The sequence below is a fragment of the Cyanobacterium sp. Dongsha4 genome (assembly GCF_036345015.1).
In the GTDB taxonomy this organism is placed as follows: domain Bacteria; phylum Cyanobacteriota; class Cyanobacteriia; order Cyanobacteriales; family Cyanobacteriaceae; genus PCC-10605.
In genome coordinates, this window is sequence record NZ_CP084098.1 from 252,704 (window position 1) to 278,007 (window position 25,304).

29 protein-coding genes are annotated in these 25,304 nt (G+C 33.8%); 21 read left to right on the forward strand and 8 right to left on the reverse strand.

The genetic code is table 11. The features are described from left to right. Positions 1-57 precede the first annotated feature (57 nt). On the reverse strand, positions 58-753 hold the full coding sequence (locus Dongsha4_RS01145; protein ID WP_330203965.1) for a Crp/Fnr family transcriptional regulator: 696 nt from the start codon (positions 751-753) through the stop codon (positions 58-60). Between the two features lie 245 nt (positions 754-998). Between Dongsha4_RS01145 and Dongsha4_RS01150 the strand changes: the two genes are divergently transcribed. From Dongsha4_RS01150 to Dongsha4_RS01195, 10 genes are all read left to right on the forward strand, one after another. After that, positions 999-1,388, forward strand: a complete 390-nt coding sequence (locus Dongsha4_RS01150; protein WP_330203966.1) for a cation:proton antiporter — start codon at positions 999-1,001, stop codon at positions 1,386-1,388. 31 nt (positions 1,389-1,419) lie between these two features. Continuing rightward, complete coding sequence (locus tag Dongsha4_RS01155) at positions 1,420-1,668, forward strand: hypothetical protein (protein ID WP_015220016.1); 249 nt, start codon at positions 1,420-1,422, stop codon at positions 1,666-1,668. A gap of 246 nt (positions 1,669-1,914) precedes the next feature. After that, positions 1,915-2,199 (forward strand): monovalent cation/H(+) antiporter subunit G, encoded by a 285-nt coding sequence (locus Dongsha4_RS01160; RefSeq protein ID WP_425590771.1) that lies wholly within the window; start codon positions 1,915-1,917, stop codon positions 2,197-2,199. Continuing rightward, positions 2,192-2,776 (forward strand): DUF4040 domain-containing protein, encoded by a 585-nt coding sequence (locus Dongsha4_RS01165; protein WP_330203967.1) that lies wholly within the window; start codon positions 2,192-2,194, stop codon positions 2,774-2,776. The genes Dongsha4_RS01160 and Dongsha4_RS01165 overlap by 8 nt, the downstream gene beginning before the upstream one ends. Before the next feature lie 36 nt (positions 2,777-2,812). Beyond that, a complete protein-coding gene (locus tag Dongsha4_RS01170; RefSeq protein WP_330203968.1) occupies positions 2,813-3,475 on the forward strand; it encodes a Na(+)/H(+) antiporter subunit B in 663 nt (220 codons plus the stop codon). Positions 3,476-3,568: 93 nt separating this feature from the next. After that, positions 3,569-4,222, forward strand: a complete 654-nt coding sequence (lipB, locus tag Dongsha4_RS01175) for a lipoyl(octanoyl) transferase LipB (protein ID WP_330205366.1) — start codon at positions 3,569-3,571, stop codon at positions 4,220-4,222. A gap of 125 nt (positions 4,223-4,347) precedes the next feature. Further along, a complete protein-coding gene (locus tag Dongsha4_RS01180) occupies positions 4,348-5,055 on the forward strand; it encodes a 1-acyl-sn-glycerol-3-phosphate acyltransferase (protein ID WP_330203969.1) in 708 nt (235 codons plus the stop codon). Between the two features lie 128 nt (positions 5,056-5,183). Further along, positions 5,184-5,726 (forward strand): TRAP transporter small permease subunit, encoded by a 543-nt coding sequence (locus Dongsha4_RS01185; RefSeq protein ID WP_330203970.1) that lies wholly within the window; start codon positions 5,184-5,186, stop codon positions 5,724-5,726. A gap of 184 nt (positions 5,727-5,910) precedes the next feature. Further along, entirely contained in the window at positions 5,911-6,435 is a 525-nt protein-coding gene (locus Dongsha4_RS01190) for a prepilin-type N-terminal cleavage/methylation domain-containing protein (RefSeq protein ID WP_330203971.1), read from the forward strand. A 188-nt stretch (positions 6,436-6,623) separates the two neighbouring features. Continuing rightward, positions 6,624-6,785, forward strand: coding sequence for a hypothetical protein (locus Dongsha4_RS01195; protein WP_330203972.1), 162 nt, complete (start codon positions 6,624-6,626; stop codon positions 6,783-6,785). 374 nt (positions 6,786-7,159) lie between these two features. On the opposite strand, the gene Dongsha4_RS01200 is transcribed toward Dongsha4_RS01195, so the two are convergent. Continuing rightward, on the reverse strand, positions 7,160-7,666 hold the full coding sequence (locus Dongsha4_RS01200; RefSeq protein ID WP_330203973.1) for a tetratricopeptide repeat protein: 507 nt from the start codon (positions 7,664-7,666) through the stop codon (positions 7,160-7,162). A 299-nt stretch (positions 7,667-7,965) separates the two neighbouring features. On the opposite strand from Dongsha4_RS01200, the gene Dongsha4_RS01205 reads away from it, so the two are divergent. The 6 genes from Dongsha4_RS01205 (at position 7,966) to rsmH (ending at position 13,986) form a co-directional block, all read left to right on the forward strand. Further along, on the forward strand, positions 7,966-9,009 hold the full coding sequence (locus Dongsha4_RS01205; protein WP_330203974.1) for a Photosystem Q(B) protein 1: 1,044 nt from the start codon (positions 7,966-7,968) through the stop codon (positions 9,007-9,009). A 328-nt stretch (positions 9,010-9,337) separates the two neighbouring features. Beyond that, a complete protein-coding gene (locus Dongsha4_RS01210; protein WP_330203975.1) occupies positions 9,338-10,831 on the forward strand; it encodes an AAA family ATPase in 1,494 nt (497 codons plus the stop codon). 392 nt (positions 10,832-11,223) lie between these two features. Then, positions 11,224-11,508, forward strand: a complete 285-nt coding sequence (locus Dongsha4_RS01215) for an HU family DNA-binding protein (RefSeq protein WP_041922830.1) — start codon at positions 11,224-11,226, stop codon at positions 11,506-11,508. Between the two features lie 194 nt (positions 11,509-11,702). Beyond that, positions 11,703-12,752, forward strand: a complete 1,050-nt coding sequence (gene cobD, locus Dongsha4_RS01220) for a threonine-phosphate decarboxylase CobD (protein ID WP_330203976.1) — start codon at positions 11,703-11,705, stop codon at positions 12,750-12,752. Positions 12,753-12,887: 135 nt separating this feature from the next. Beyond that, positions 12,888-13,124 carry a hypothetical protein gene (locus tag Dongsha4_RS01225; protein WP_330203977.1) on the forward strand — a complete coding sequence of 79 codons (237 nt, stop codon included), beginning with the start codon at positions 12,888-12,890 and terminating at the stop codon, positions 13,122-13,124. Further along, positions 13,108-13,986: a 16S rRNA (cytosine(1402)-N(4))-methyltransferase RsmH gene (gene rsmH, locus Dongsha4_RS01230; RefSeq protein WP_330203978.1), complete on the forward strand. Its 879-nt coding sequence runs from the start codon at positions 13,108-13,110 to the stop codon at positions 13,984-13,986. The genes Dongsha4_RS01225 and rsmH overlap by 17 nt, the downstream gene beginning before the upstream one ends. Here the strand turns inward: rsmH and Dongsha4_RS01235 are convergent. From Dongsha4_RS01235 to psbH, 3 genes are all read right to left on the reverse strand, one after another. Further along, the gene (locus Dongsha4_RS01235) at positions 13,983-14,966 is read right to left on the reverse strand and encodes a GHMP kinase (protein ID WP_330203979.1); all 984 of its coding nucleotides are present in this window, start codon (positions 14,964-14,966) and stop codon (positions 13,983-13,985) included. The two genes, rsmH and Dongsha4_RS01235, sit on opposite strands and share 4 nt — an antisense overlap. A gap of 37 nt (positions 14,967-15,003) precedes the next feature. Continuing rightward, positions 15,004-15,273, reverse strand: a complete 270-nt coding sequence (locus tag Dongsha4_RS01240; protein WP_330203980.1) for a TatA/E family twin arginine-targeting protein translocase — start codon at positions 15,271-15,273, stop codon at positions 15,004-15,006. Positions 15,274-15,419: 146 nt separating this feature from the next. After that, positions 15,420-15,620: a photosystem II reaction center phosphoprotein PsbH gene (gene psbH / locus Dongsha4_RS01245; RefSeq protein WP_015218442.1), complete on the reverse strand. Its 201-nt coding sequence runs from the start codon at positions 15,618-15,620 to the stop codon at positions 15,420-15,422. Between the two features lie 349 nt (positions 15,621-15,969). On the opposite strand from psbH, the gene psbN reads away from it, so the two are divergent. Next, entirely contained in the window at positions 15,970-16,101 is a 132-nt protein-coding gene (psbN, locus tag Dongsha4_RS01250) for a photosystem II reaction center protein PsbN (protein WP_015218441.1), read from the forward strand. 159 nt (positions 16,102-16,260) lie between these two features. Here psbN and Dongsha4_RS01255 read toward each other — a convergent pair whose 3' ends face one another. Beyond that, positions 16,261-17,376, reverse strand: coding sequence for a hypothetical protein (locus tag Dongsha4_RS01255; protein ID WP_330203981.1), 1,116 nt, complete (start codon positions 17,374-17,376; stop codon positions 16,261-16,263). A gap of 119 nt (positions 17,377-17,495) precedes the next feature. Here Dongsha4_RS01255 and Dongsha4_RS01260 point away from each other — a divergent pair, with 119 nt between their 5' ends. Beyond that, entirely contained in the window at positions 17,496-17,918 is a 423-nt protein-coding gene (locus Dongsha4_RS01260) for a hypothetical protein (RefSeq protein WP_330203982.1), read from the forward strand. Positions 17,919-18,297: 379 nt separating this feature from the next. Then, positions 18,298-18,921, forward strand: a complete 624-nt coding sequence (locus tag Dongsha4_RS01265) for a hypothetical protein (protein ID WP_330203983.1) — start codon at positions 18,298-18,300, stop codon at positions 18,919-18,921. Here the strand turns inward: Dongsha4_RS01265 and Dongsha4_RS01270 are convergent. Together Dongsha4_RS01270 and Dongsha4_RS01275 are read right to left on the reverse strand one after the other, a co-directional pair. Then, on the reverse strand, positions 18,918-21,587 hold the full coding sequence (locus Dongsha4_RS01270) for an efflux RND transporter permease subunit (protein ID WP_330203984.1): 2,670 nt from the start codon (positions 21,585-21,587) through the stop codon (positions 18,918-18,920). The genes Dongsha4_RS01265 and Dongsha4_RS01270 overlap by 4 nt on opposite strands. A 341-nt stretch (positions 21,588-21,928) precedes the next feature. Then, positions 21,929-23,119: a glycosyltransferase family 4 protein gene (locus Dongsha4_RS01275; protein ID WP_330203985.1), complete on the reverse strand. Its 1,191-nt coding sequence runs from the start codon at positions 23,117-23,119 to the stop codon at positions 21,929-21,931. A 91-nt stretch (positions 23,120-23,210) separates the two neighbouring features. Between Dongsha4_RS01275 and Dongsha4_RS01280 the strand changes: the two genes are divergently transcribed. Both Dongsha4_RS01280 and Dongsha4_RS01285 read left to right on the forward strand, forming a co-directional pair. Then, entirely contained in the window at positions 23,211-23,846 is a 636-nt protein-coding gene (locus Dongsha4_RS01280) for a bifunctional 4-hydroxy-2-oxoglutarate aldolase/2-dehydro-3-deoxy-phosphogluconate aldolase (protein WP_330203986.1), read from the forward strand. A 452-nt stretch (positions 23,847-24,298) separates the two neighbouring features. Next, entirely contained in the window at positions 24,299-25,261 is a 963-nt protein-coding gene (locus Dongsha4_RS01285; protein ID WP_330203987.1) for a circadian clock protein KaiA, read from the forward strand. The last annotated feature ends 43 nt before the right edge of the window (positions 25,262-25,304 follow it).

Sequence of the window (25,304 nt, forward strand, 5' to 3'; positions counted from 1 at the left end):
CTTTACTATATTACTTTCTCATAAATTTTTAGTATGCGTTTGCCCTGGTTTCAGGTTTTACTCATTTCCTAATTTTCCGATGATGTGATGAAGTTGCTTAATATTAGGTAAAAATAAACTATTAGTTTCAGATTCAATCACTAATAAGCCTTTGGTTTCTAGTTTTTCAACAATATAACCTAATTCTTCTAAATTGAGTTGAGCTAAATCGGCTAAATCTTTGCGACCAAAATTAAATAATTTGATGCCTTTTTCTGTGGCTTTACCATATCTATCAGCTAAAGAAATTAATATTGTTGTCAATCTAACTTTTGGGGTTTGACGATGAAATTGACAATATTTTTGATATTCTGCCACTCGTTTAACCATCATTTTCAGTAAACGATTTTGAATTTGAGTATCCCGATAGAGAATTTGTAAAAATCTTTGGGCAGAAATACTTAATAATTCCACATCGGAAATGCAAGTGATACGACTATTGGTATTGACACTATCTAAAATACCCGCCTCTCCTACTAAACCGCCTTTACCTGTAACTTCTACGGTGATACTTTCTTGATGATGATAAATATTCTCTAGTTTTACCCATCCTGAGACAATAAGATAAATTGCTTTACCCCAATCATCCTCGGAAATGATTACTTCGTTAGCACTGTAACTTTCATTTTCTGTCATGGATAAAACCCATTCGAGAGTTTCTGTGTTGAGATTGTGAAATAAGGAGAAAGTGTCGCTAAATTCCTGCGTCTCCATGAATTATTAACTTAAGAATTGCTTGATTTCATATTTTAGATTACTGCATTCTACTTGATCCTGTCATGATTTTCAATTAATTTTTGAAAATGAGAACACACAAAGACACATATAAATCCTAAAAAGACATATATAAAGCAAACTTTAATTCTTTTTCTCGGCGATTTAATTATAGACTATTTTCTATTTCATGATATATAATGATTGACTATTAACTATAAAACTTTTTTTCTTAACAAAGATCAATGATACTGCATCTTATATTTCGGCTAGGAATATGGTTTTTACTGACTTCTGATTTGAGTCCAGCAAATATTATGATTGGAGTTGCGATCGCATTTATCTTACCAAAGCCGAGAATTGGTTTAGCAGATATAAAAGAATGGTTAAAGATATTAGCGAAAATGTTAATTATTTTTCCTCAAGCCTATTGGGAAGCATTGGAAATTATGTTTTTTCCCCACCGCTATGAGGTGTTAAATATGGAAAAAGTACCTGCAGGGCGATCGCCTTTACTAATTTTTTTGGATATATTTTTTATTACTTTTACTCCCAAAACTGTTGTTGTCAAATATCATAAAGAAGGATGGTATGAAGTTCACAGAATTGACAGAAAACAATTATTAACTGATTAATATTTACTCAATTTATTATTTTATTTAAGAGATGAATATTGTTATTATTTCGATGTTTTTAATCCTATTAATACCCATTTATCAAGCATGGCAAAATGAGGATATATGGCAAAGAATGTTAGCAGTTAGTAGCATTTCCACTAAAGCATCTATCATGATTTTAGCTATTTCTGTGTTCAAAGATGATTGGATGATGGGAGTTGTGGGCGTTCTTATTTTAACTATAGGTAATGCTGGTTTAATGTTATTGGCTCATCTTTTAAAACGTTTGAAATTATAAAAAAACAAAATCTATTAGCTAACATTGAAGAGTCTAACTAAATAAGTTATCTTTAATATTAAATTTACATTTAACCAATTACTTTTTATTTTCTTTATCTTCAATTAATGTATTTAAAATTATTTTAATTTTTGCATCTATTTGAGTAATTTAATTTCCTGATTATTTCAATCAATTATTCCTATTTTTCATAGTTACTTAATTCATTTAAACTATATTTAAAATCTGTATATTTATCAATAAATTATGGACTTTCTTACGTATTTTTTTATATTAATTGGTTTAGTTTTTTGGTTATGGGGGACAATTCAAATATTAGATAAACGTTCAGTTTTATATAAATTACATAGTTTATCTGTTGCTGACACTTTGGGTTCAATTTTAATTGTTTTCGCCTTAGCCTTGAAAATTCCTAGCGAATTACCATTATTAATTTTGGCAATAATTTCTTTAACTTTATGGAACACAATGCTCGGTTATGTCTTAGCTTATTGTAGTCGAAATCAAGAGGGGAAAAAGTTAAATGGATAATTTATATATTTACTTAATTATGGCTTTACTGCCCATTTCTGCATTAATGTTAATGATTCAAGTTAATCCTTATCAAGCCTTAGTAATTAGAGGAATTTTAGGTGCGATCGCAGTTTTAAGTTATATCATTTTAGGGGCGGCAGATGTAGCTTTAACAGAAGGTTTAATGGGAACAATGTTAGGGGTTGCTTTATATATTATTGCTGTTAGATCATCTTTTGTGATGCGTTTAGGAGTAATTCAGGAGGATGAAAAAAATACGGAAGAAGACCCCAACTTTGATAATATAAAAAATCAAATTAAACAAGTTATTAATAATTTCTACTTACGCTTAGAATTAATTTATTTTTCTGAACAAGAACTATTAAAAAAATCCTTTAATGATAAGCAAATTCATGGCTATGTTTTAAAAAATAATCAATTGGATAATAAATATTTACTCAATATAAGAACAAAAAGACTGTTTGATATTCTTCAGGAAGGAATAAAATCAGACCAATTATTTATCGGCTATCAAATAGACGCAAAAGAGAATCAAGATCAATATTTAGAATATGTAAAAAATAATGCTAATTAGTATTAATTATAACTATCTTAAACAAGAGGAAAAACCATGAAAATACTATATATAATTGCTAGTTTGGCAATGTTTATAAAAATCTTAGTTATGCCCAATACCATGGCGGAATTGTCAGAAATGTCCATTGTAGAAATGGTTGTTGAAGATACAGGCGTACCCAATGCTGTGTCAGGAATTATATTTCGCAACCGTCTTTATGACACTATTTTTGAGGTAATTGTATTTACTATCGCTATTTTAGGGGTTGGGTTTTTGCTTTCTAATGAACAGCCTACCCCTGTAGTTTATCAATTTACAGATCAACCATCCATCGTTTTAGCCAGATTAGGGGCGACTATAACCGCTCTTGTTACCATAGAATTAGCGATAAGAGGCCATTTAAGTCCGGGAGGAGGATTCGCCGCAGGAGTAGCAGGAGGCACAGCTATCGGCTTAATAGCGATTACATCTTCTTCTCAAATGATGGAGAAAGTTTATCAACGGTTTTCTGCCGCAATCTTGGAAAAAGTATCTGTTTTATTATTTATTGTTCTTGCGATCGCAACTTTAACTGGTATAGAATTACCTCATGGTAACTTAGGTTATCTTATTAGTGGAGGTTCGATTCCTCTTTTGAATATTATTGTAGCTTTAAAAGTTGCTTTAGGTTCATGGGCAGCTATTCTCTTATTTGTACGTTATCGGGGGCTTTTTTGATTTCAAAAGGGCAAAGGAGAGGGCAAAAGTGTTTAATTAATTTGCCCCTAACACCCCAATACCCCAATAACCTAATCCCCCAATCCATAATAAATTGAATCCAGTTATCAGACAAAGATGGCTCATTTGGAAATAGAAGATTTAGGTTTATTACCTTACAAAATTGCATGGGAATATCAACAAAATATTGTCCAACAAAAATTAAATCATCCTTCCTTCCCTGATAAGCTAATTTTAGTAGAACATCCCCCTGTATATACATTAGGAACGGGTGCAACCATAGAAAACCTCAAATTTGACCTAAATTCTTTTTCAGGGGAAATACATCGCATCGAAAGGGGCGGAGAAGTAACATATCACTATCCGGGTCAAATAGTGGCTTATCCTATTTTAAATTTACGTTCTTATCAACAAGATTTACATTGGTATTTAAGGCAATTAGAAGAAGTTATTATTTGTTTATTGGCAAAGTATGATGTAAAAGCAGAAAGAATAAAAGGTTTGACAGGAGTTTGGGTTAATAATACAAAAATAGCTGCGATCGGAATTAAAGTCAAACGTTGGGTTACGATGCACGGTTTCGCATTAAATGTTAACGGAGATTTATCGGGATTTAATCAGATTATTCCCTGTGGTATTAAGGATAAAGGAGTAACCAAATTAAGTAATTTTCTGCCCAGTATTTCCGTTGAAGATGTTAAACCAGAATTAGTTAAAACTTTTATCAGTGTTTTTGAATGTTCGTGACAACTCTTAACTCAAGTTTGTAATGAGTGCAAGTTGAAAAACTGTCACTATAGCAGTTTAAAAGTTTGATAAATACCTTTAAGCTAGAAATATAAGAAGTTTAGCATTTAATTACATAAAGTTCCATGGTGACAAAAACAGAATCCCCCATAACTAAAAATGAAAATCAGCATATTATTAAATCTGAAATTTCTCCTTGGTTAATTAGGTTAGTTTATCCTTTAGCTAACAGAATAATTTTTCCTTTCTTTTTTAAGAATATCCATATTGAAGGCAAAGAGAATATCCCAAAAAGTGGGGCGGTAATCATTGCACCAACTCATCGCTCTCGGTGGGATGCTTTAATTGTGCCTTATGCCACTGGTAGAATGGCAACAAATAGAGATCCTTTTTTTATGGTATCAGCAAACGAAATGAAAGGGTTTCAAGGTTGGTTTATTCGTCGCTTGGGGGGGTTTCCTGTTGACACGGAACGCCCCGGGTTAGAAAGTTTATATCATAGTGGGAAATTATTATCTGAAGGTAAGATGGTGGTTATTTTCCCTGAAGGAAATATTTATCGCACTGTTAATACAGTTAATCCACTGAAAAGAGGTATTGCAAAAATAGCTTTGGAAGTGGAGGCTAGTAACCCAGAAGTAGAAGTAAAAATTTTACCTGTTGCGATTAAGTATAGTGAGGTGATTCCTAGTCGTGGCTGTAGTGTTAATGTGAAAATTGGTTCTTGTTTAAGGGTTAATGAATATCTTAATGGTTCAATTAGGGAAAATAGTATTCGTTTAACTGCAGATTTAAAGACTTCTTTACAAAATGAATTAAATTCATTATCTTAAATTGGCGTTGTTTAATCATGGTATGAAATGTGCTGAAATTATGTAAAAAATTAATGAATGATTAGATAATATGATTAAAATCTTTTGATCTCTAAAATATATATAATTTCTGATGAAAGGGAAACGTTATGGGAATAGCCTTAAAAATATCGAAAATAATAGACAATATCAGTGAATGGTGTGGCAAGATTAGCTATGGGCTAGTATTAGTAATGATTGCTTTGGGAGTGTGGAATGTTTTAGGTAGATATATTGGTAAGATTTTGGGTGAAAATTTGAGTTCTAATAGCTTTATTGAATTGCAATGGTATGTATTTGATATTGTCTTTTTTTTAGGAGCGGCTTATGCTTTAAAGGTAGATAGCCATGTTCGAGTTGATCTTTTTTATAAGGATTTTTCTCCTAAATTAAAGGCTTTAGTCAATATTTTAGGGGTTGTTTTATTTGTTTTTCCTTTCTGTGGGGTAGTAATTTATTTTTCTTGGCAATATGTAGCTAATTCTTGGCAGATATGGGAGATTTCTGCTGATGAGGGGGGTTTACCTCGTTATCCCATCAAAACAATGATTCTGGTTAGTCCTTTTTTGCTTATTCTACAAGGGATTTCCGAAATTATTAAAAATTTGGATATTTTTCTCAATAATTCTTCGGTTAAAGTCAATGAATCATGACACGAATTTGGTGTAGGGCGTATTATTTTGCTATTTTATCGGTCTTCTACAGTAAGTTATAGTAATTTAATAGAAAATAAGAGCTTCAAAATTTTCAAACTTAATATTTTTTAGCAAAAATTTGTCATAGTTAAGATTCTATTTGGGTAGTCTTGAAATACAGAGGCACAAAGTGGGAGCTAAGATGATGAAAGACTACTATCATTCACCGTCGAAGAACATAATCTCGAATTTACTGGTAAATTATCGCTATTTTCAACAAAAAGGCTTTAATTTGCTCGAATTGTTAATTGTAATTTTTATTCTCGGCATTTTAGTTGCGATCGCAGTTCCTAATTTATTAAAACAAGTAGATAAAGCCCGTTATACTCAAGCAATAATGGATATGGACTGTATAGCAGACGATGTCAGGATGTATCACCTAGAAAACGGAGTTTTTCCGAAAGACGTGGGCAGTAACACGAAACCATCTGGGGTTAATTGTTTTCCCCGTCGGAATATTGATAAAATTCCTTTTAATTCTCGCTACGATTATGAGAGTTGGAATGGTGGTTCGCAAAAATGTTATATTCAAATAACTTTTTTTGGTAAAGATGGAGTGCGCAACAGTCCCACAAATCGGGTTGTTTTTTCTGAACCCGGTCTATATTATGACTATGATGATGACTTAATTTTAACTTTGGGTATATTTGATACTCCCTGTCAGTAAAATCATTAGACTTTGTACCAAGTCTGGCAATGGGCAAAATCTACTTTATCCCTTGCAAGAATAATTTGTGAGCAATTATATAAGCATCTGAAAATTCTGACTCTTGACTTGTGATTTCTACTCGACTGCCATATCTTGATATATTTTATTTTTCACTTTACTTCTCGCTCTAATATTTTCTTAAATTCATGTTAACTATTCTTTCCTTTTTTAGTAAATGCGATCGCATCTTTGCTGATACTTGTCGGGATATTTATTGCGTGGGTGAAATTTGCACGGGAAGAATTAACCTTAACGACACTAATGAAAATTCCTCTATATATACTTTGGAAAGTACCTCTTTATTTTAAGTTTTTATTTAAGCGAGAAAATCAATGGATTCGCACGGAAAGAGATGACATTTAGTTATCAGTAATGAGTAATTAGGGCGTTAGGGAGAAACAAGTAATGAGTTAGGAGTTATTAATTAACCTCAGTTCGGTTTAAGAATATCCGATAAGGTTAGGTGTCAGGTTTCAGGTTGCAGGTTGCAGGTGTTGAATATATTTTTAACGTTAGTTCGGGTTAAGGCAATTTTATCGTTATTTCTAGGAAGCTATAAGGTTTTCTGACTACGAGTTGGTTTCAGCTTTCAGCTTATCCAAAACTCAGGTTAATTATGAACTATTTACCTTTGCCCTTTGCCCCTTGCCCCTTGCCCCTTGCCCTTTCTCTTGCCCTTTCACTATAAAAACAATAATCCTGTAAGAGTTAAACCAGAAACAATTAAACTTAACCAAATAAAACGATTATCTTTAGTATTTATTTGGCTGAAATCTTCCAAAATAATCTGGGGCGGAGGTTTAATTTTTTTCCCGTTACTAGGAGGATTATATTTAATTAAATTATTAGTATCAGCGTTTAAGTCTGGAATTTTTGTCATCCATTTTTCTGGTCTTTTCAATTGAGGTGCTTTCAGGATATACAATAATCTTAGAGCCTGTTTCTTTGTTTCTAAATGAGGATGTGCTGTTAATTCCTCACAAAGTGCGATCGCTTTTTCTGTCTCTTGTCCTGCTTCATAGGCATTTACTAACCAAATTCTTGCTTCTCCTCCCACACGAGTATAAAAAGAAGCTAATTGACAGGCTTTTTCTAAATTTTCAATACTGAGACGATAGCACCCTTTTTCAAAAGCTAATTTTCCCGTTTGATATAAATTGTTAAATTCTGACTCAGAAATCGGCTTCACGATCGAATTTTTGACTATTTAATAATTTCTTTACTATTCATCATATCTCAAAAGACTTCTATCTTTTTGAGCAAACTACCTCCCCTAAGAATAAACACTTATTGACTATATTCCTTTTTAGTTATAAAATAGCATTTAAAGTTACTTGAAATATTTGCAGTCATTCTACAAAACGTGGTGTATTTCCTTGTATTAAGTGTATTGTGTCCTGTTAGATAATGTAGGAAAGATTGTGAGTTGATAGGTGATAAATACATAACTCATTAGACAACAAGATAAAGTTGTAGGAGTTCTAAATTATGGCAAACATAGCTCAAAATAGTTCCAGTGTAAACTACGATTCTCTTTGGGATCGTTTTTGTCGATGGATTACTAGCACTAATAACCGTATTTATTTAGGATGGTTTAGTGTGTTAATGATTCCCACTGCCTTCGTAGCTGCGATCGCATTTATCATAGCCTTTATTGCCGCCCCCGGAGTAGATGTAGATGGCATTCGTGAACCTGTTATGGGTTCGCTTTTAAGTGGTAATAATATTGCAACTGCCGCTGTTGTGCCTACTTCAGCCGCCATTGGGCTACACTTTTACCCTTTATGGGAAGCTGGTTCAATTGATGAATGGCTTTATAATGGTGGTACTTACCAGATGATTATATTTCACTTCTTAATCGCTGTCTGGGCTTATTTAGGCAGACTTTGGGAATTGAGTGAGCGTCTTGGTATGCGCCCTTGGATTGCCATCGCATTTTCTGCCCCTGCGGCCGCTGTAACCTCAGTGTTATTAGTTTATCCCATTGGACAAGGTAGTTTTTCTCAAGGGATGCCTTTAGGAATCGTGGGGACATTTAATTTCATGATTGTGCTACAAGCAGAGCATAATATTTTAATGCACCCATTTCATATGTTAGGAGTTGCAGGAGTTTTAGGTGGTGCTTTATTGAGCGTCATGCACGGCTCATTAGTAACTTCTAGTCTAATTCGGGAAACCACAGAAGATATATCTCAGAATGAAGGTTATCAATTTGGTCAACAGGAAATGACTTATAATCTGATAGCTAGTCATGTGGGTTATTTAGGAAGATTATTAATTCCCTCTCTTGCTTTTAATAATAGTCGTTCCGTTCATTTCCTCTTAGCGATTTTCCCCACTATTGGCATTTGGTTTGCGAGTTTAGGTATCAGTAGCGTTGCTTTTAACCTTAACGGATTTAACTTTAACCATTCTATTTTAGATAGTAACAATCATGTGATTCCTACCGATGCAGATATGATTAACCGTGCCAATTTAGGCTTTGAAGCTATGAATGCACCAAATACTCATAACTTCCCAAATTTGATGTAACTACATCTTAACTTAAATTACTACTCAATTCTTATCAGACTAGGATGTTTCAAGTTTTATTCTTAGTCTGATTTTTTTATGGCGTTTATCTAAATGCTGAGGTATATCACTTATTTGTATTCGGAGTTAACAGTTAGAATGTAGGAGTTAAAATTAACAGATTTTGACAAAAACAGTGAATAAATCGATTTTCTTATTTTCAATTTTTGACTAATGATTCAAGATTAAAAAAATCAAACTGTCAAACCTGCTCTTATCCGATATTCTTAAACTTAACTGAGGTTATCTTTTAATTTGCCCATTATTGATAACAAATATATACACCAAAATGTCTCAAGAAAAACTAATCCAAAGAATGCAACAGGCTAATTTTTATCATCACCCCGTAAAAGAGCCTATAGAAATAATACAAACTCACTGCTCGATCGTATTTTTAACGGGAAACTACGCCTATAAAATGAAGAAAATGGTTGATTTTGGTTTTCTTGACTATTCTACCTTGGCAAAACGTCAACATTTCCTAAGTGTCGAGTTAGAAATGAATAAGCAGATTGCCCCTGATTTATATTTAGAAGTCTTACCCATCTACGAAGAAAATAACAATTTTTACTGGCAAGAGCAAGGGCAAATAAAAGAATACGTCTTAAAAATGAATCAGTTTCCCCAAGAAAATCTGTTACTAAACATCTATCAACAGGGAAATCTAACCTCTCAACACATGAAGGAATTAGGAAAATTAGTGGCAAAATTCCATCGAAATACCTTCACCAACGATTATATAACCAGTTTTGGTACTCCTGAAAAAATAGGCGAATCCATCAGTCAAAATTATGAGCAAACGCAAAAATATATCGGCATTGCCCAAAATCAAAAACAATATGAACAAACTAAAGCATTTACAGATAATTTCCTCCACAATTATCGAGATGTCTTAGAAAAGCGTCAAATTGATCATAAAATCAAAGAATGTCACGGGGATTTACACCTTAAAAATATTTGCATATGGCAGGATAAAATTCAACTTTTCGATCGCATCGAATTTAATGAACCTTTCCGCTTTGTGGATGTTATGTATGATGTTGCCTTTACGGTGATGGATTTAGACTCTAAAGGAGAAAAAACCCTTGCTAACGTCTTTTTAAATACTTATTTAGAAGAAACGGGGGATTGGGAAGGAGTGCAGGTTTTACCATTATATTTGAGTCGTCAGGCTTATGTGAGGGCAAAAGTCACCTCTTTACTGTTAGATGATAAAGCCATATCGGAGGAAGAAAAAGTAAAAGCTAAAGAAACCGCCGCCGCCTATTATCATTTAGCTTGGCAATATACCCAACCATCTCAAGGGAAAATTATAATGATGTCGGGGTTATCAGGCTCAGGAAAGACAACCATTGCCACCAAAAAAGCACGGGGGTTAAATGCTATCCATATCCGCACTGATGCAGTGAGAAAACATCTTGCAAATATTCCCTTACAAGATAAAGGCAAGAAAGAAATTTATTCTCAGGCAATGACAGCAAAAACCTATCAAAAACTCCTAGATTTAGCTCAAATTCTTACCATTCAAGGATTTACAGTGATTCTGGATGGAAAATTCGATCGCATCTGTTGGCGACAACCCGTACTTGAATTTGCTTTAAACCATAACATCGAGTTTGAAATTATCTATTGCCATGCACCATTAGATGTTTTACAACATCGCCTTCGCCAGAGAAATAACGATATATCCGATGCCACACCAGAATTATTAAAACAGCAACAGAAACAGCAAGAAGACTTTACGGACAAAGAAAAACCTTTCTTAAAACGTGGGTTAACCTGAGTTTGAAATAAAAATATCTGCTAAACGGCAGGTTTTAGGTGTCAGGCATCGAGTAAAGATTCTCTGAATACTTGCTGATGAATTGAAAATAAAAAATCAATTTATCCCATTTTTCTCTTCATATTTCCTTATTTTAACTCTGAAATCTGAACTCAGAACTCAGAACTCTGATCAATATTTAACTGAGAAAAAGTAACAAATCTTTACACAAAAGCAAAAAAATGTAAAAAATTCGATAAAAACTATAATTTTTCGACATTTCAGCGTTGAATCATGTAATATCAGATCTAGTGTCAAAACACGAAAACACTTAGTGAGTGGTAATTTGAGCAAATCTTTACCATAAACTTTGTTTTATGACAATCATTTTCAATCAATTAGGAGATTATTTTATGAACAAAGGTGAATTAGTTGATGCAGTAGCGGCAAAGGCAGAAGTAACCAAAAAACAAGCTGATTCCGTAATCAGTGCTACCATTGAGGCAATTATGGAAGCAGTATCCTCTGGCGACAAGGTAACTTTAGTTGGTTTTGGTTCTTTTGAAAGCCGTCACAGAAAAGCAAGAGAAGGGCGTAATCCGAAAACTGGGGAAAAAATGGAAATTCCTGCTACCAATGTTCCTGCGTTTTCTGCGGGTAAACTATTTAAAGAAAGTGTAGCAAAAAATAACAAGTAATTTGGCGAGATTCATCCGTAGCAAAGATCGACCTTTTTGGGTTGGTTTTTGCCTTGTATTTTTGTCAAAGAATACTGGGTTTAAAGCCCTGTTTTTTAGAAAAGTAATTTTTGGTGTATAACCCGTGCAAAAATAACCTTTGCCTTGTACATCGTTTTACTTTGCCCCTTTTATCTTATCTTTGGGTGATTGATTTGAAGCGACCAATTCACGGAGGAAATCTTGATTGGGCTATGAGCCTTGTAAACTATACTGCTACTACTCAAGTAGTGGATTTTTCTGCTAGTATCAATCCTTTAGGTCCTCCCCAAAGTGCGATCGCATCTTTAAAAGCTAGTATAGTAGAGTTAAATCGCTATCCGAATCCTGACTATCCTCAATTTCGCCTTGGGGTGGCAAATCATCACCATCTTGACGAGAAATATATCTTACCAAGTAATGGGGCGGCGGAATTACTCACTTGGATAGCATGGGAATGTCACGAGTTAGAGGGAGTTTTACTTCCTTCTCCTTGCTTTGCAGACTATAAAAGGGCATTAAAGACATTTGGGGTGAAATATCAATATTATCCTTTGGATGATTTAGAAAAGGGTATTAATTCCCCTCAATCATCCCGTGTGGCAATCTTGATTAATAACCCCCATAATCCTACGGGAAAACTTTGGACTCGTCTTAGTTTACAGCCCTATTTAGAAAAATTTGCTTTAGTTATCATTGATGAAGCCTTTATGGACTTTTTGCCACCTCAAAACCAAGAAAGTTTGATCGAATTTATCAAAGATTATGATAATTTAGTAATATTGCGATCGCTCACTAAATTTTATTCACTCCCCGGCTTAAGAATCGGTTATGGTATTAGTAACTCCCAAAGAATTGCTAAATGGCAACAATGGCGAGATCCTTGGAGTGTTAATAGTCTTGCCGAAATAGCCGCCGTCGCCTGTTTACAGGATAAAGGATTTCAAGAAAAAACATGGCAGTGGCTACCCCCAACCCGTGAATCATTAAAGCAAGGTTTAGATAACATTGAATTTTTACAAGTTTTACCCAGTCAAAGTAACTTTCTTTTAGTTAAAACCCAAATCCCTAGCACTCAGTTACAGCTAGAATTGCTAAGGCAAAAACAAATCCTTATCCGTGATTGTGTCAGTTTTCCTGAATTGGGAGAAAAATATTTCCGTGTCGCTGTTAAAACCCATATTGACAATCAAAAACTCATAGATGCGATCGAGCTAGTAATATAATAATAACTTAATATATGTAAAGAGTTGATAATTAGTAATTTCAGATGGGAGTGTCATAATTAGCAAAAATCACTAAAACTGTTACAGTAGATGAAAGTGTTAATAATTAAGGCTTATAGGCTATTTTAACGGAAAATGTCTCATCTCTATTGTGACAGTATTATCAAAATTATCAAAAGAAAAAAACTCTTAGATGAATTAGGGAAACTACCTGAAGCCATTGTCGAAAACCAAGAATGTTTATATCTGTTAGAAGAAGATACTCGACATTCACTCTCTATTGAGGGATATTTTGCCACAGAAGAAGAGTTAAAATTTAATTTTTATGATATTCAATCTTTCAATTTAAGCAAAAATGACAACAGAAAATAAATCACAATTTTACCATCAATCTGTTTTGCCTCAAGAAATTATAGACTCTTTAAATATTATTAATAATGGTCATTACTTAGATGCAACTTTGGGAGCAGGAGGGCATACAGAATTAATTTTAAAACAGGGAGAAAATGTAAAAATAACTGCTATTGATCAGGATATAAATGCTATTAATTTTGCCCAAGAAAAACTCAAAAATTATCAGGATAAAATCTCTTTTTTTCAAGGAAATTTTGCTGAGTTTAAACCTTTTAATACTCTGTTTGATGGAATTATAGCCGATTTAGGGGTTAGTTCTCCCCAATTAGATAATCCAGAAAGGGGCTTTAGTTTTCGCTTAGAAGGGGATTTAGATATGCGTATGAATCAAAGTCAATCTCTAAGTGCCAAGGATATTGTTAATCACTGGCAAGAAAAGCAGTTAGCAGATTTAATTTTTCTTTATGGAGAAGAAAGATTATCCCGCCGTATTGCCCGAATGATTATCCAAAAACGTCCTTTTTACACTACTACCGCCCTTGCAGATGCGATCGCATCTTGTGTTCCTAGTAAATATCGTTATGGTAAAATTCACCCTGCCACAAGGACTTTTCAAGCTCTAAGAATCAAAGTCAATGAAGAATTAAATTCGTTGGAAAAATTTTTACAAATAGCACCCACATGGTTAAAACCAGAAGCAAGAATTGCGATCATCAGTTTTCATAGCCTAGAAGATCGTATCGTAAAAAATCAGTTTCGATCGCATCCTTTGTTAAAAATAGTCACCAAAAAGCCCATTATACCTAGTATAGAAGAACAAAAAATAAATCCCAGAGCGCGATCGGCTAAACTGAGAATTGCTTATCGAGAATCCACCTAAGAAGAAAAAATAATTTCTGAACCCGGTGCATTTACCTTTATATCCAAAACTTGGCGATCGCCAAAAACCGATTTTAACGCAGGATGAACCTCTGGAGGAGCAAAAAACAAAATAAAACCTCCAGCACCAGCCCCCAATAACTTACCACCCCATGCCCCTGCACCAATCCCTAAATTGTATATCTCATCAATCTGAGGATTAGAAATCGCCGAAGCAAGACTGCGTTTTGCCATCCATGCTTTATGTAACAATGCTCCAAAAACCGAAAAAGGCTTATTGCTAGTTAAAATATCCCATCCCTCATCCACCATTAAACGCATCATCTTTAAAGTATCAGTATTATCCACAACTTTTTCCAACTGATGGGCAACCACCTGCGCCGCCCGTCTCTTGATGCCCGTAAAAACAATAAATAAATGCTGTTCAAACTCTGCCAACCTTTGAGGAGAAATCGGCACTTTATGGACTAGAATATCTGTTTCCGTACGAAATTCAACGAGGTTAAATCCCCCCACCGCCGCCATTAATTGATCCTGACAACCCACCCTATCCTTAACTAACTGCCTCTCTACATAAATAGCCTCATAAGCCAAATCCAAAGGGCGAACAAACTCCCCCTTAAAACTATGTAAAGCCTGAAGCAATGCCACCGTAAAAGTAGAAGACGAACCCAACCCCGTAAAAGCAGGTAAATCCGCCACATTATGTAACTCTATATCCCCTTCCAAACCGCAAAATTTCAAACACTCACGATAAACATTGTGTTGTATTTGCTCAACATTTTTTACTAACTCAACCTGTCGATAAGAAAGACGAATCTTGTAATCAAATAACTGACTAGGAAAAGGACTAGCCGTTAAATAACAAAACTTGTCTATTGCCGTTGCTAAAACTGCCCCTCCATGACGGAGAAAATACTCTGGATAATCAGTACCACCACCAAAGAAACTAATCCTAACAGGAGAGCGAGAAATTAACATGAATAAAACTAAAAAACAAGGTTAACAAAAGAAGAATTTAGGAGTTTTTTTCTGCCGAGCTAGAATTGACAACATTTTCCTCTGTTTCTTTGCTAGACTCCAATTGAGCTTTCATGGAAACGGTTTCTTCAATTTTTTCCGCCTCCTTCTTAAATTCCTCTTGAAATTCTTTAGAAGCCTCTTGAAACCCTTTAAGAGTTTTGCCCAAACTTCTACCAATTTCTGGTAACTTTTTCGGACCAAAAATCAACAAAGCCACCACAAAAATCAAAATCATTTCGGGTAAGCCAATGCCAAATACATTCATGGGAATAAAATATTTATTTACTATTCATTTATTATCTATTTCATACCAAACTTAATAAACACTAATTCTGTGGATTAAAGGCATGAAAAAATAATCAACAATCAACCATTAACAAGGAAACATTAACAAGGAAAAAATTTGGTGTTTTAACCTAAACTTCTCCAATCAACATCAATACCTTCTAATAAGATAGAGGAGTTGTAAATTTGTAAAATAATTAATAAGAAAACTAAAAATAAGACCATGAAAACTGCCATTAAAGGAGTAGTTCCCCAACCGGGTACAACTTTACCATACTCGGAGTTTAAAGGTCTGAGCAAGTTACCTAAACCAGTACGTTGTGCCATATTCAACCTATTTATATAATAATGTTTTATCTAGCGAATATTATATGACAACTCACCCCGTTAAATCTTTAATTCTCTTGTTTCCGAGCCAAAAAAGATTATTTAAGGTGATTCTCCTTTTCAGCAAACCTTATAACCTAAACAGATTATAGTGCTAAGATGCCTTAAGAAGCCATAACGATGTGTCACACCGCTAAAAACTACAGAAACTCAGTCAATTTGACTTAAAATTAGTTTTTTTTGAGTCTATAGCAACTTCGGCACGAATGCCGTTAAAATCAGTATAACATAAGGGGACTCTTACCCTGAAAATATAATCATAAAGTCTCGCTATTAAAAATATCAAATTATGGATACTGCTACATTAATCGGTTTTGGCATAGCGGCGGTTTTAATCGCCATTACTGGTGTTTCAATTTATACTGCTTTTGGGCCTCCATCCGCAGAATTGGGCGATCCTTTTGAGGATCATGAAGACTAATACTAATATTAATTAAAAGGACAAGGGGCAATTTGAGTTCGGAGAGTTCGCACCGAAGGCTCTTACAGTCCTTTCAGTCGTGAACGGAGTTAAGAGTTAAGATAAAAAAATTTCTCCCTAACATCTCAATAGCCCAATCCCCTACCCTAATTATTAGCCTTACGGAATCAATATGACACCTTCTCCTACTACCGCATTTCTAGCTAATATTTTGCCTTCTGTATTTTCTAATTTAAACTTATAAAAATCTAAGGATTTAACTTTTTTAAAGACTTCTTCAGCAAAGTTATTTTGTTTATTGCTACTAAGTTCATCCCACTTTTCTCCAACGGTTATAATTAAGCTATTATTAGAAAAATTAGCTTTTACTCTTACAATTAAATTCTCTCCATATTGTTGGGTAATATTTTCTATTTGATTTTCAATATTTTTGATAATATATTGTTCTGGATTTAGGGTTAAGAGAGAAATGTCTTCATCCTCTTGATCGTTTTCTTCAATCTGTTGTTTTGGTTCAGATGTTTCTTGAGACTCTGTTGAGTTTAAATTAGGTGATTCTAAAGTATCTATTTGATTTTCTTTAATTAAATCAGTTTCATCCTCAGATGAGATAATTTCTGGTTCTGATGGATTATTGTTATTTTCCTCATTATTCTTATCATTTTTCTCTGATACTTTTGTGTCTAATTCTTGATTGTTTTCTTCTTCTTGAAAAATATTTTCTCCTATTTGATAAGATTCTTTTTCTTTTATTTTACTGTCTTTTTCTTCTATTTGCGGTTCTAAAAATATATTGTCTCCTATATTTATATTCTCATCATTGTCTGTTTTAGAAACTATTTCTTCATCTTTTATATTACTGGCTACAGGCACATTTTTTCTTGGAAAAATAGAATTATTTGTTAATGCAATAATATTAAAGGATACACTAACAATTAATACTAATACCAGTAAAAAGTTTTGGTTGGTTTTAAAAAAAGATTTCTGTTTTTTATTGCTATTTCTTACTTGTTTCGGTTCTGAAGTTTCTGTTTTTTCCTCTTGACTTTGAACGGTATTCATGTTAACTTCGCCAGAAGAATTTTTCAGTTGAAGATAGTCCACTAAAGCATTACTAGATTTAACTAGGTTTTCTACAACAGTTAAATTTGGTAAATCATCAGGAGAATTTTGATTGAGAATATCGATCGCTTTTTGTAATTGAATCATCGTTCTCTTAAGAGATTTTTTTAACTCAATTACAGAGTAAATATTTTTCTCGGAGTTATCAGTCATTTTCTTATAAGTGCGAGGATAATTATAATATTTTGTAAGGAATAAACCTTATATTTTATTAATTAAATTCTTCTTATTTCTATTTTCTTTTTTGTAATGGATAGAGGTTTAATAAAAAAATGTTGAAAATAGCTAGAATACTTATTTGTTTTGCCCTTTATTTTATCATGACTGGTTGCTCCGTTAATCCCCCTCCCTTAGAATTTGCGCCTGATGCAACTATAATTGAAAAAGCGATCGCACTACAAATGGACAAACAATATGGAGTTTTAAGCACACACTTAGGTACTCAAAAGCCTACCATAAAAATAGAAAAAATCAACATTAGAAAAATTGAACCTAGCAATAAATTTAACTTACCTACGTATCACTTAACAGGAGATTATTTAGTAATCACAAAAAACAATAAAAATAAAGGGAAAAAAATTAAAAATAGTTTCACCTTAAATTTGCAAAGGCAGAATGCAGGAAAAACATGGCGTTTACTTTTACCTGATACAAATCCTTCATCGGATAAATATTTTAGTTATCAAATACCGTAGATAAGTGAGGAGTGCTAAAAATATTTAGGTGAGGGTGGGGTGGGCAAAAGGCACAGGGTAAGGGTTTTATACTTATTTATTTTCTGATATATTCTAACTCAAGAGTCAAGTATCTTTTTTGTAATTATTCTCTACAATACTGCACAAAATATAAAACTGTAATTATTGATCTCAATCTATATTTTTTTGTTATTTTGACTACACTTTATTCATAAAATAAGTCAAATTAGATACTAAATTTTAGAAAAAGTAATTATTCTAAATAAATTAGTTAAAGTGTATTTTAGATTACTATTTACCCTACTTAATTACCCTAGTATTAATAACTAAGTAAAACAATATTCATCAACAAGTCCTTTATTGGAAAACATTTCTGACCATGAAAATACTAACCGCCCATGAGTTAACTCAACAAGGAATCTCTCTTGCTGATGTTCAAAAATCCCTAACCATGACTTACCTGACGAAGAAATTTAGGCGCAAGTCTGATTTACCGAAAAAATTTAGGGAAAAAGCCTTAAATCTCTGTGCAGAAATAGAAGGTTTAGGAAAAGAAAGTTTTGTTATCGAAACCAATTATTCTTATACTGTATGGGAAGAAGAAAAAGTCGTTAATGTAGAAGTCAAGAATCAGAATAATGTCTCTCCTGTAGAAGCAAACATTAATCTTCAGTCTTCTTTGATGTCAGCACTTGATGGTAATGAATCCGAAAATAATAGCCGAGTAAGCGGAGTTAAATTGTCTTCTCAAGAAACATCAAATGACAATTACTCAAAAACAGAATATAATATTTTCCAGTATTCTTCTAATAGTGATAGTTTCGATCGCTTAAAGGCTAGAAAAAATCAAGCAGAATCAACTATCTTAGATGCTTCCGAGGATTTAGTAGTGTATCGTGGTGTAGTGATGAGTCAGTCCACAGAAGTTGCTAATCCCCCTCAAAATAAACCCTCTGCGACACCAAAAAGAAAACCTAGAACTTATCGTGGGGTTACTTATTAAGTATCGGTTTTAGCCTTAAACCAAATATCTTCCATAATGCTATAAAAAACTGGTACAAATATCAAACTAAGAAGAGAAGACGTGATTAAACCGCCAATAATTGCTACTGCCATTGGTTGTCTTAATTCCGCACCAGCCCCCAAGCCGATGGCAATGGGTAGCATTCCGAGTATCGTTGAAAGGGTTGTCATCAAAATTGGACGTAGCCTGATTGTACAACCTTTAATAATTGCTTCGTGTCGATTCATCCCTTGTTGACGCAATTGATTAATATAATCAACCAAGAGTAAAGTATTTTTATCTAACAATCCCAATAGGAAGATAAAACCGATTAGAGAAATCATCCCAAAGTCACTTTGAGTCACTAAAAGAGCTAACATTGCCCCTACAATAGATAAAGGTAAAGATAATCCTACTACTAAAGGCTCTCTTAAACTACCAAAAAGTAGCCATAAAACTCCCAACATTAATAAAACGGAAAAACCTAACACAAAGCTAAATTGCCTTAATACTTCCCACATTCTGGCAGAATCACCCCCAATGGATAAAGTGACATCAGTGGGTAAAAGGGGTTGAATGGTGTTTACTATTTGCTTGGTTAAATTTCCTAGTGCTTCTCCTTCTCCTAAATTGGCGGTAAAAGTTACAGATGGTTTTCCTTGCTGATGCTCAATTATTTGGGGATTTTGCTCGGAAGAAATGGTAATATCGGTGGGAGACATACTTAAGTCTTGTAAACCAGATATTTGCTCTAAAACGGGTTTTATTTTTTCTGCACCAGAATAAAGAGAAGTGATGTTTTCACTAATTAGAGAAAAAGAAAAAGGTTTAGCATCTCCCGTATCGATGAATTTTATATCTTCAACGCTGATATTTACTCCTTTGAGAGAGGGAAGGCTATCTCTAATTTGACTTTGAATCGTAATGGTGTCAGTTTGCCTGTCGGATTTTAATTTAACATAAATTCTACCTCTGTTTGGCTGCGATCGCAATCCCACTATATTAAATACAGTTTCCACATCTGGATTAGCCAAGATAGCTTCTTGAATTTTATCCCCTGCCCGACGAGTTCGCCTTAAAATAAAACCATTGGGATTCTCGGCAATATCACCTATCCAATTAAAAGGAGAATTAGATTGGTTTTCTGTGGTGTTTGCTTCCGAATTATTCTCAAGATTAAGAGAGAGTTTTGGTAACTCAGTGGTATAGATAACATTAAATTCCCCCCTGTCTAATTGAGGAATAAAACCTTGAGGAATGAGGGGTATTAAAGCAATACCAATAATGAAACTAAGTAAAGCAAAAATAATTACTACTTTTCGATGCAATAATGACCAATGTAATATTTTTTGATAGCTATTCAAAAATTTATTTTCTCTTACTTCATTTTTATCTAACCCTTGTTTGGGAACAGATTTTAACCAATACATACAAAGTACAGGCGTAAGAGTTCGAGCAACCAATAGAGAAACCATGACGGCAGTAGAGACAGTTAAAGCAAAGGGGAGAAAAAATTGTTTAACATTACCAGTAGTGAAAGCAACAGGTAAAAACACAGCCACAATGGTGAGGGTAGAGGCAGACACAGTTAAACCGATTTCATCGCTACCCTTTAAGGCGGCTTGTTTGGGGGTTTCTCCCTCGGAAATATGACGGCTAATATTTTCTACTTCGACAATAGCATCATCTACCACTATGCCGATGACTAAAGCTAAAGCCAATAAGGTAATTGTTTCTAAATTAAAAGAAGCCGTTGCCATGACAATAAAAGTACCTAATAATGAAAGAGGTATGGCTAAAGCTGTAATAAAAGTGGCTTTAAAACTATTGAGAAAAGGAAAAATCACCAAGATTGCTAAAATAATGGCAAGAATTAGACTATCAATGGTTGCTTGAGTCGCTTCTTGAATATAATTTGCTTCCGTTTGGGCAATATTAAACTGAATATCTGCAAACTGATTTTGTAATTGATTGATTGCTGTTTTAACTTTTTTAACTACTTCTAGGGTATTACCACTTCCTTTTTTAATTACTTGTAACCCTAATGCAGACTCTCCATTAAAATTAACAATACTGGGGTTAATATCTTGTTTAATTTCTTGGCTATCTTCACTCAAACCCAAAAGATTAACCTTGAGAATACCATCTATTTTTTCTAAGTTGGGGATAATTTCTTCTATGGCAATGGTGGCGATTTCTTCTAAATTTTGACTCTTACTGGTTAAAGCATAGCTGATGGCAGTGGATTCATTAAGATTGTAGGGGATGATTTCTAATTTAGTGTTAGCAGGTAAATCAACCTCCGCTATGGTTTCTTTAACAATGTCTGTGGTTTCCTCTAAAGTTTTTCCTGCAAAGAAAAGAGTATTAATAACCGTTTCACGGGGATATGTTGTAGAAGTAACGGATTCTACTCCCTCAAGAGATAATAATGGTTTTTCTAAAATAGTGGTGATGCGATCGCTATTTTCGATAGGATTAACTATATCACTACTCGCCCGAATAATAACCACAGGAAAAGTAACATCAGGAAAAAGAGCATATTTAAGAGAAGAAAAAGCTAATATACCAGCAATGGCAACTCCTAACCAAAAACTAATAGTCAAACGGGGATGATGAATTGCAAAGCGGGAAATATTCAACCGTTGACGCCATGAAAAATTCATGAAATAGCATTTCTCCTCGACAAAAAGATTCTTTTGGATATTCTAACCAAGCTAAGACGCATTTAACCTACATTTTCTCTTAATTCTTGAAAATAGTTCTGCTTTACTGATTTTGGGTATGATTTCCCCCGGCAGTATAGGTGTCAGGCATCAGGTGTCAGGTGTTAAGAAAATCAACCAATTATTGTCAAAATCATTTTACATACATTTGTTCTTTTATACTTGATTCAGCAACGCCAATAATTCAAATATCTACCCATTGCAATAGTGCCTATTTCCTATTTCCTTTCTTAACCAAACAACTTCAATACATTCCTTAGCTTAAATGATGATGATTCCACTTATTCCCAAATAGTCAATTGTCTTTCTCTAGCAACAATACCATAAGTATCAATAGTTTGTTGAGCTAATTTTGACCATTGAAAGCGAGTAAATAAATCTTGATAAGCATTTTTTATCATAGATTGGGCATAGTCAGGATTTTTTAATATTTCCAATATTCCCCACGCTAGAGAATGAGGGTTATTTACTTGGGTGACAATCCCTGTATTAGTGTGTCTTACCACTTCGGGAAGTCCTCCTGCATCTGAAACAACTACAGGTACACGAGAAGCAAAACTTTCTAAAACAACAATACCAAAAGGTTCATATAAACTGGGAAAAACAGCACAATCGGCAATGGTTGTAAATTTATTTAAGTCTTCTTCCGACATAAAACCTGTAAAATTGCAATGTTGCCAGATACCTAAACTATGGGCTAAATCTTGATAAAAATCAGTATTACCACCACCGATAATAACTAACTTTACTTTACCATTTAAGTCTTGTAAAACTTTTCCCGCCGCTTTTAATAAGACATGGATTCCTTTTTCGTAAGTCATTCTACCCACATAGTAAATGATTTTTTCATCATCTTGAGCAAACTTACGCCTAAATTTTTGAGAATCAAATTGGGGTAGTCTAGCTTTTTTTTCGGGACGAATGCCATTATAAATAATATCTATTTTATCTTTGGGACATCCAAGGGCTCGATGAACCTCAAAACGCATATAATCACTACACACTATTACGCGCCATGATTCGTAAATTAATGTACCTTCTTTACTGGCAATATAGGCTTGAGTTTCATTGTGAATACCATTATGACGACCGTATTCTGTAGCATGAATAGTAGTAATCAAGGGAATTTTAAAGCGATGTTTTAGGGGAATAGCACTATCTGCCACAAGCCAATCATGGGCATGAATTAAATCAAAACCCCCCATCTGGGAAATCAAATCTTCAGCGTAGCTACGCATAACATTATTCATGTGGATAATCCAACGAAAAAAATCATCCTCTGGAATAACCTCTAAACGATGTACATTAATGCCTTCCACTTGTTCTAAAATGGGAGAGTCTCCTGTTCTAACCGTAATTAAATGAACTTCATTGTTCAACTTAACGATTTCAGGGTATAATTCAGCAACATGACGAGCAATGCCCCCCACAATTCTCGGTGGAAACTCCCATGATAATACCAGTATTCTCACTTTTGTTGTCCCTAAACCAATAACTACTAATCAATTATTCATTATTAGTTATGAACGAATAATTATCAATTTTATTTTCTCTTTATTACCTATGTTAGATCGTTGGCTTTCTGTTTTACAAAAAAATCGTTTAATTGCGGTAATTAGGTGTAACAATTTGGAGTTAGGCAGAAAACAGGCTCATGCTATGGCAAAAGCAGGAGTTAAGTTAATTGAGGTGACGGGAAATAGTTATCAACCATTGGAGTTAATTTCCACTTTAAGAGATGAGTTACCTTCTTGTTATATCGGTGCTGGTACAATTTTAAGTCATGATTTTTTGACAAATGCGATCGCATCTGGGATACAATTTTGTTTTACCCCTCATTTTGATCCAGATTTATTAGCTTTAGCTCATTATCATAATATTCCGATGATACCGGGTGCTTTGTCTCCCACAGAAATTATCACAGCTTTTAATTATGGTGCAAAAACCGTTAAAGTTTTCCCCATTCAGTCGGTAGGGGGTGTTACTTACCTGAAAAATATTCTTGCTCCTTTACCCCATATTCCTCTTATTCCTACGGGGGGAGTAAATATAACTAATGCTGTTGATTATATCAAAGCAGGTGCGATCGCGATCGGATTAGCCAGTGATTTATTTCCCACTGATTTAATAATGGAGGATAACTGGCAAGAAATTACAAATCGTGCGAGACAACTATCGGAAAACCTGAGAAAACTTTAGAGTTAGAGCATTGGTTCGAAAGTCTATTAATACTCCATAAAATACCCATATTCCCCATATTTGCAACTTAATTCCATTGATTGAACCAGTCCATTTATTAAGTTTTATTGGCAAGGTATTGGCTTTTTGCTCATTTATTCAACTTCTGGCTAATGACTCTATAGCAACAAATCAGCAACAAATCTATGGAGTTAAAAGGGCAAGAGGCAAGGGGCAAGGGTAAATAGTTGATAATTAATAACTTCTAACTCTTAACTCTGAACCCCTAATACCCAAACACCCTAACACCTGCAACTCGCAACCTGACATCTCTTCCCAAACTCCCCAATACCCCAATGCTCCAATCCCCTAAACTCTCAATAACTCATCTTCATCCTTAAAATATCCAAGACATAAAGTTGATTATTAGTAAAAACTCAAGTTAATATATAGCTTAGTTAAAGTAATATATAGTGATTAGTGAAAATCCCTTGTCTTCAAGATTATCAATCTGTATTTTTGCCCCCGAAACCAAAATTGTACACTCTTTAACAGAATTATTGAGTGGCGATCGCTATGATTTGCATATACTTAATTCTGCCAGTGAATTGGGAGGCTTTGTCGTAAACAATAAAGAAAACCTCGATTGTCTTATTATCCTCAAAAACGATTTAAGTATTCCCATTATCAACGAGTTTTATGAACAGGGATTGATTTTACCTGTGATTATTCTTGAACCAGATAACCTTGAAAACCCTTCTTTGATAGAACATAACTCTAACCCTATTCCTCTGGAATTAACCACTGATACGCCTATAGGGAATCACACTTTTCATACTGCAGAAGTTAAATTAACACTAAATAGATTAAATCATATTAATCACTATATAGATAAGGCAATTACTCAATTTTTACATCTTGCCCCTAGTTGCTCAATTACGGAAAATCCGGGGAATCAAAATACCCATAAAAAAATAGAAGAAAAGCAGAATTTTTTACTATTACAACAGAGAAGACTAGCTGAAAAGCTAAAAGAAAGACTAGGTTATTTAGGGGTTTATTATAAGCGTAATCCTAGTTATTTTTATCGTCATCTTTCCCAGACGGAAAAGGAAGAATTTATCACACAAATGGGGGAACAATATCGCCAAATTATTCTTGAATATTTTAATCAGGAAAATGAAGTTAATCAAGCGATAGATCAATTTGTTAATCAGGCATTTTTTGCAGACTTATCTGTTTCTCAAATATTAGAAATTCACATGGAATTAATGGATGAATTTGCTCAACAATTAAAATTAGAGGGAAGAAATGAAGATATTTTATTAGATTATCGTCTCGCATTAATTGACATAATTGCTCATCTTTGCGAAATGTATCGTCGTTCAATTCCTAAAGAAGATTTACCTTTTGATGTTCTCTTTACAGTAGATTAAGTGTATAAGTAATTATAGAATATAAATAATAATAAATAACCAT

Excerpts from the sequence above, each read along its gene's own strand:
- Dongsha4_RS01145 (WP_330203965.1), bottom strand. The coding sequence starts at position 753 with ATGGAGACGCAGGAATTTAGCGACACTTTCTCCTTATTTCACAATCTC.
- Dongsha4_RS01150 (WP_330203966.1), top strand. The coding sequence starts at position 999 with ATGATACTGCATCTTATATTTCGGCTAGGAATATGGTTTTTACTGACT.
- Dongsha4_RS01155 (WP_015220016.1), top strand. The coding sequence starts at position 1,420 with ATGAATATTGTTATTATTTCGATGTTTTTAATCCTATTAATACCCATT.
- Dongsha4_RS01160 (WP_425590771.1), top strand. The coding sequence starts at position 1,915 with ATGGACTTTCTTACGTATTTTTTTATATTAATTGGTTTAGTTTTTTGG.
- Dongsha4_RS01165 (WP_330203967.1), top strand. The coding sequence starts at position 2,192 with ATGGATAATTTATATATTTACTTAATTATGGCTTTACTGCCCATTTCT.
- Dongsha4_RS01170 (WP_330203968.1), top strand. The coding sequence starts at position 2,813 with ATGAAAATACTATATATAATTGCTAGTTTGGCAATGTTTATAAAAATC.
- Dongsha4_RS01180 (WP_330203969.1), top strand. The coding sequence starts at position 4,348 with ATGGTGACAAAAACAGAATCCCCCATAACTAAAAATGAAAATCAGCAT.
- Dongsha4_RS01185 (WP_330203970.1), top strand. The coding sequence starts at position 5,184 with ATGGGAATAGCCTTAAAAATATCGAAAATAATAGACAATATCAGTGAA.
- Dongsha4_RS01190 (WP_330203971.1), top strand. The coding sequence starts at position 5,911 with ATGATGAAAGACTACTATCATTCACCGTCGAAGAACATAATCTCGAAT.
- Dongsha4_RS01195 (WP_330203972.1), top strand. The coding sequence starts at position 6,624 with ATGTTAACTATTCTTTCCTTTTTTAGTAAATGCGATCGCATCTTTGCT.
- Dongsha4_RS01205 (WP_330203974.1), top strand. The coding sequence starts at position 7,966 with ATGGCAAACATAGCTCAAAATAGTTCCAGTGTAAACTACGATTCTCTT.
- Dongsha4_RS01210 (WP_330203975.1), top strand. The coding sequence starts at position 9,338 with ATGTCTCAAGAAAAACTAATCCAAAGAATGCAACAGGCTAATTTTTAT.
- Dongsha4_RS01215 (WP_041922830.1), top strand. The coding sequence starts at position 11,224 with ATGAACAAAGGTGAATTAGTTGATGCAGTAGCGGCAAAGGCAGAAGTA.
- Dongsha4_RS01225 (WP_330203977.1), top strand. The coding sequence starts at position 12,888 with ATGTCTCATCTCTATTGTGACAGTATTATCAAAATTATCAAAAGAAAA.
- rsmH (WP_330203978.1), top strand. The coding sequence starts at position 13,108 with ATGACAACAGAAAATAAATCACAATTTTACCATCAATCTGTTTTGCCT.
- Dongsha4_RS01235 (WP_330203979.1), bottom strand. The coding sequence starts at position 14,966 with ATGTTAATTTCTCGCTCTCCTGTTAGGATTAGTTTCTTTGGTGGTGGT.
- Dongsha4_RS01240 (WP_330203980.1), bottom strand. The coding sequence starts at position 15,273 with ATGAATGTATTTGGCATTGGCTTACCCGAAATGATTTTGATTTTTGTG.
- psbH (WP_015218442.1), bottom strand. The coding sequence starts at position 15,620 with ATGGCACAACGTACTGGTTTAGGTAACTTGCTCAGACCTTTAAACTCC.
- psbN (WP_015218441.1), top strand. The coding sequence starts at position 15,970 with ATGGATACTGCTACATTAATCGGTTTTGGCATAGCGGCGGTTTTAATC.
- Dongsha4_RS01255 (WP_330203981.1), bottom strand. The coding sequence starts at position 17,376 with ATGACTGATAACTCCGAGAAAAATATTTACTCTGTAATTGAGTTAAAA.
- Dongsha4_RS01260 (WP_330203982.1), top strand. The coding sequence starts at position 17,496 with ATGTTGAAAATAGCTAGAATACTTATTTGTTTTGCCCTTTATTTTATC.
- Dongsha4_RS01265 (WP_330203983.1), top strand. The coding sequence starts at position 18,298 with ATGAAAATACTAACCGCCCATGAGTTAACTCAACAAGGAATCTCTCTT.
- Dongsha4_RS01270 (WP_330203984.1), bottom strand. The coding sequence starts at position 21,587 with ATGAATTTTTCATGGCGTCAACGGTTGAATATTTCCCGCTTTGCAATT.
- Dongsha4_RS01280 (WP_330203986.1), top strand. The coding sequence starts at position 23,211 with ATGTTAGATCGTTGGCTTTCTGTTTTACAAAAAAATCGTTTAATTGCG.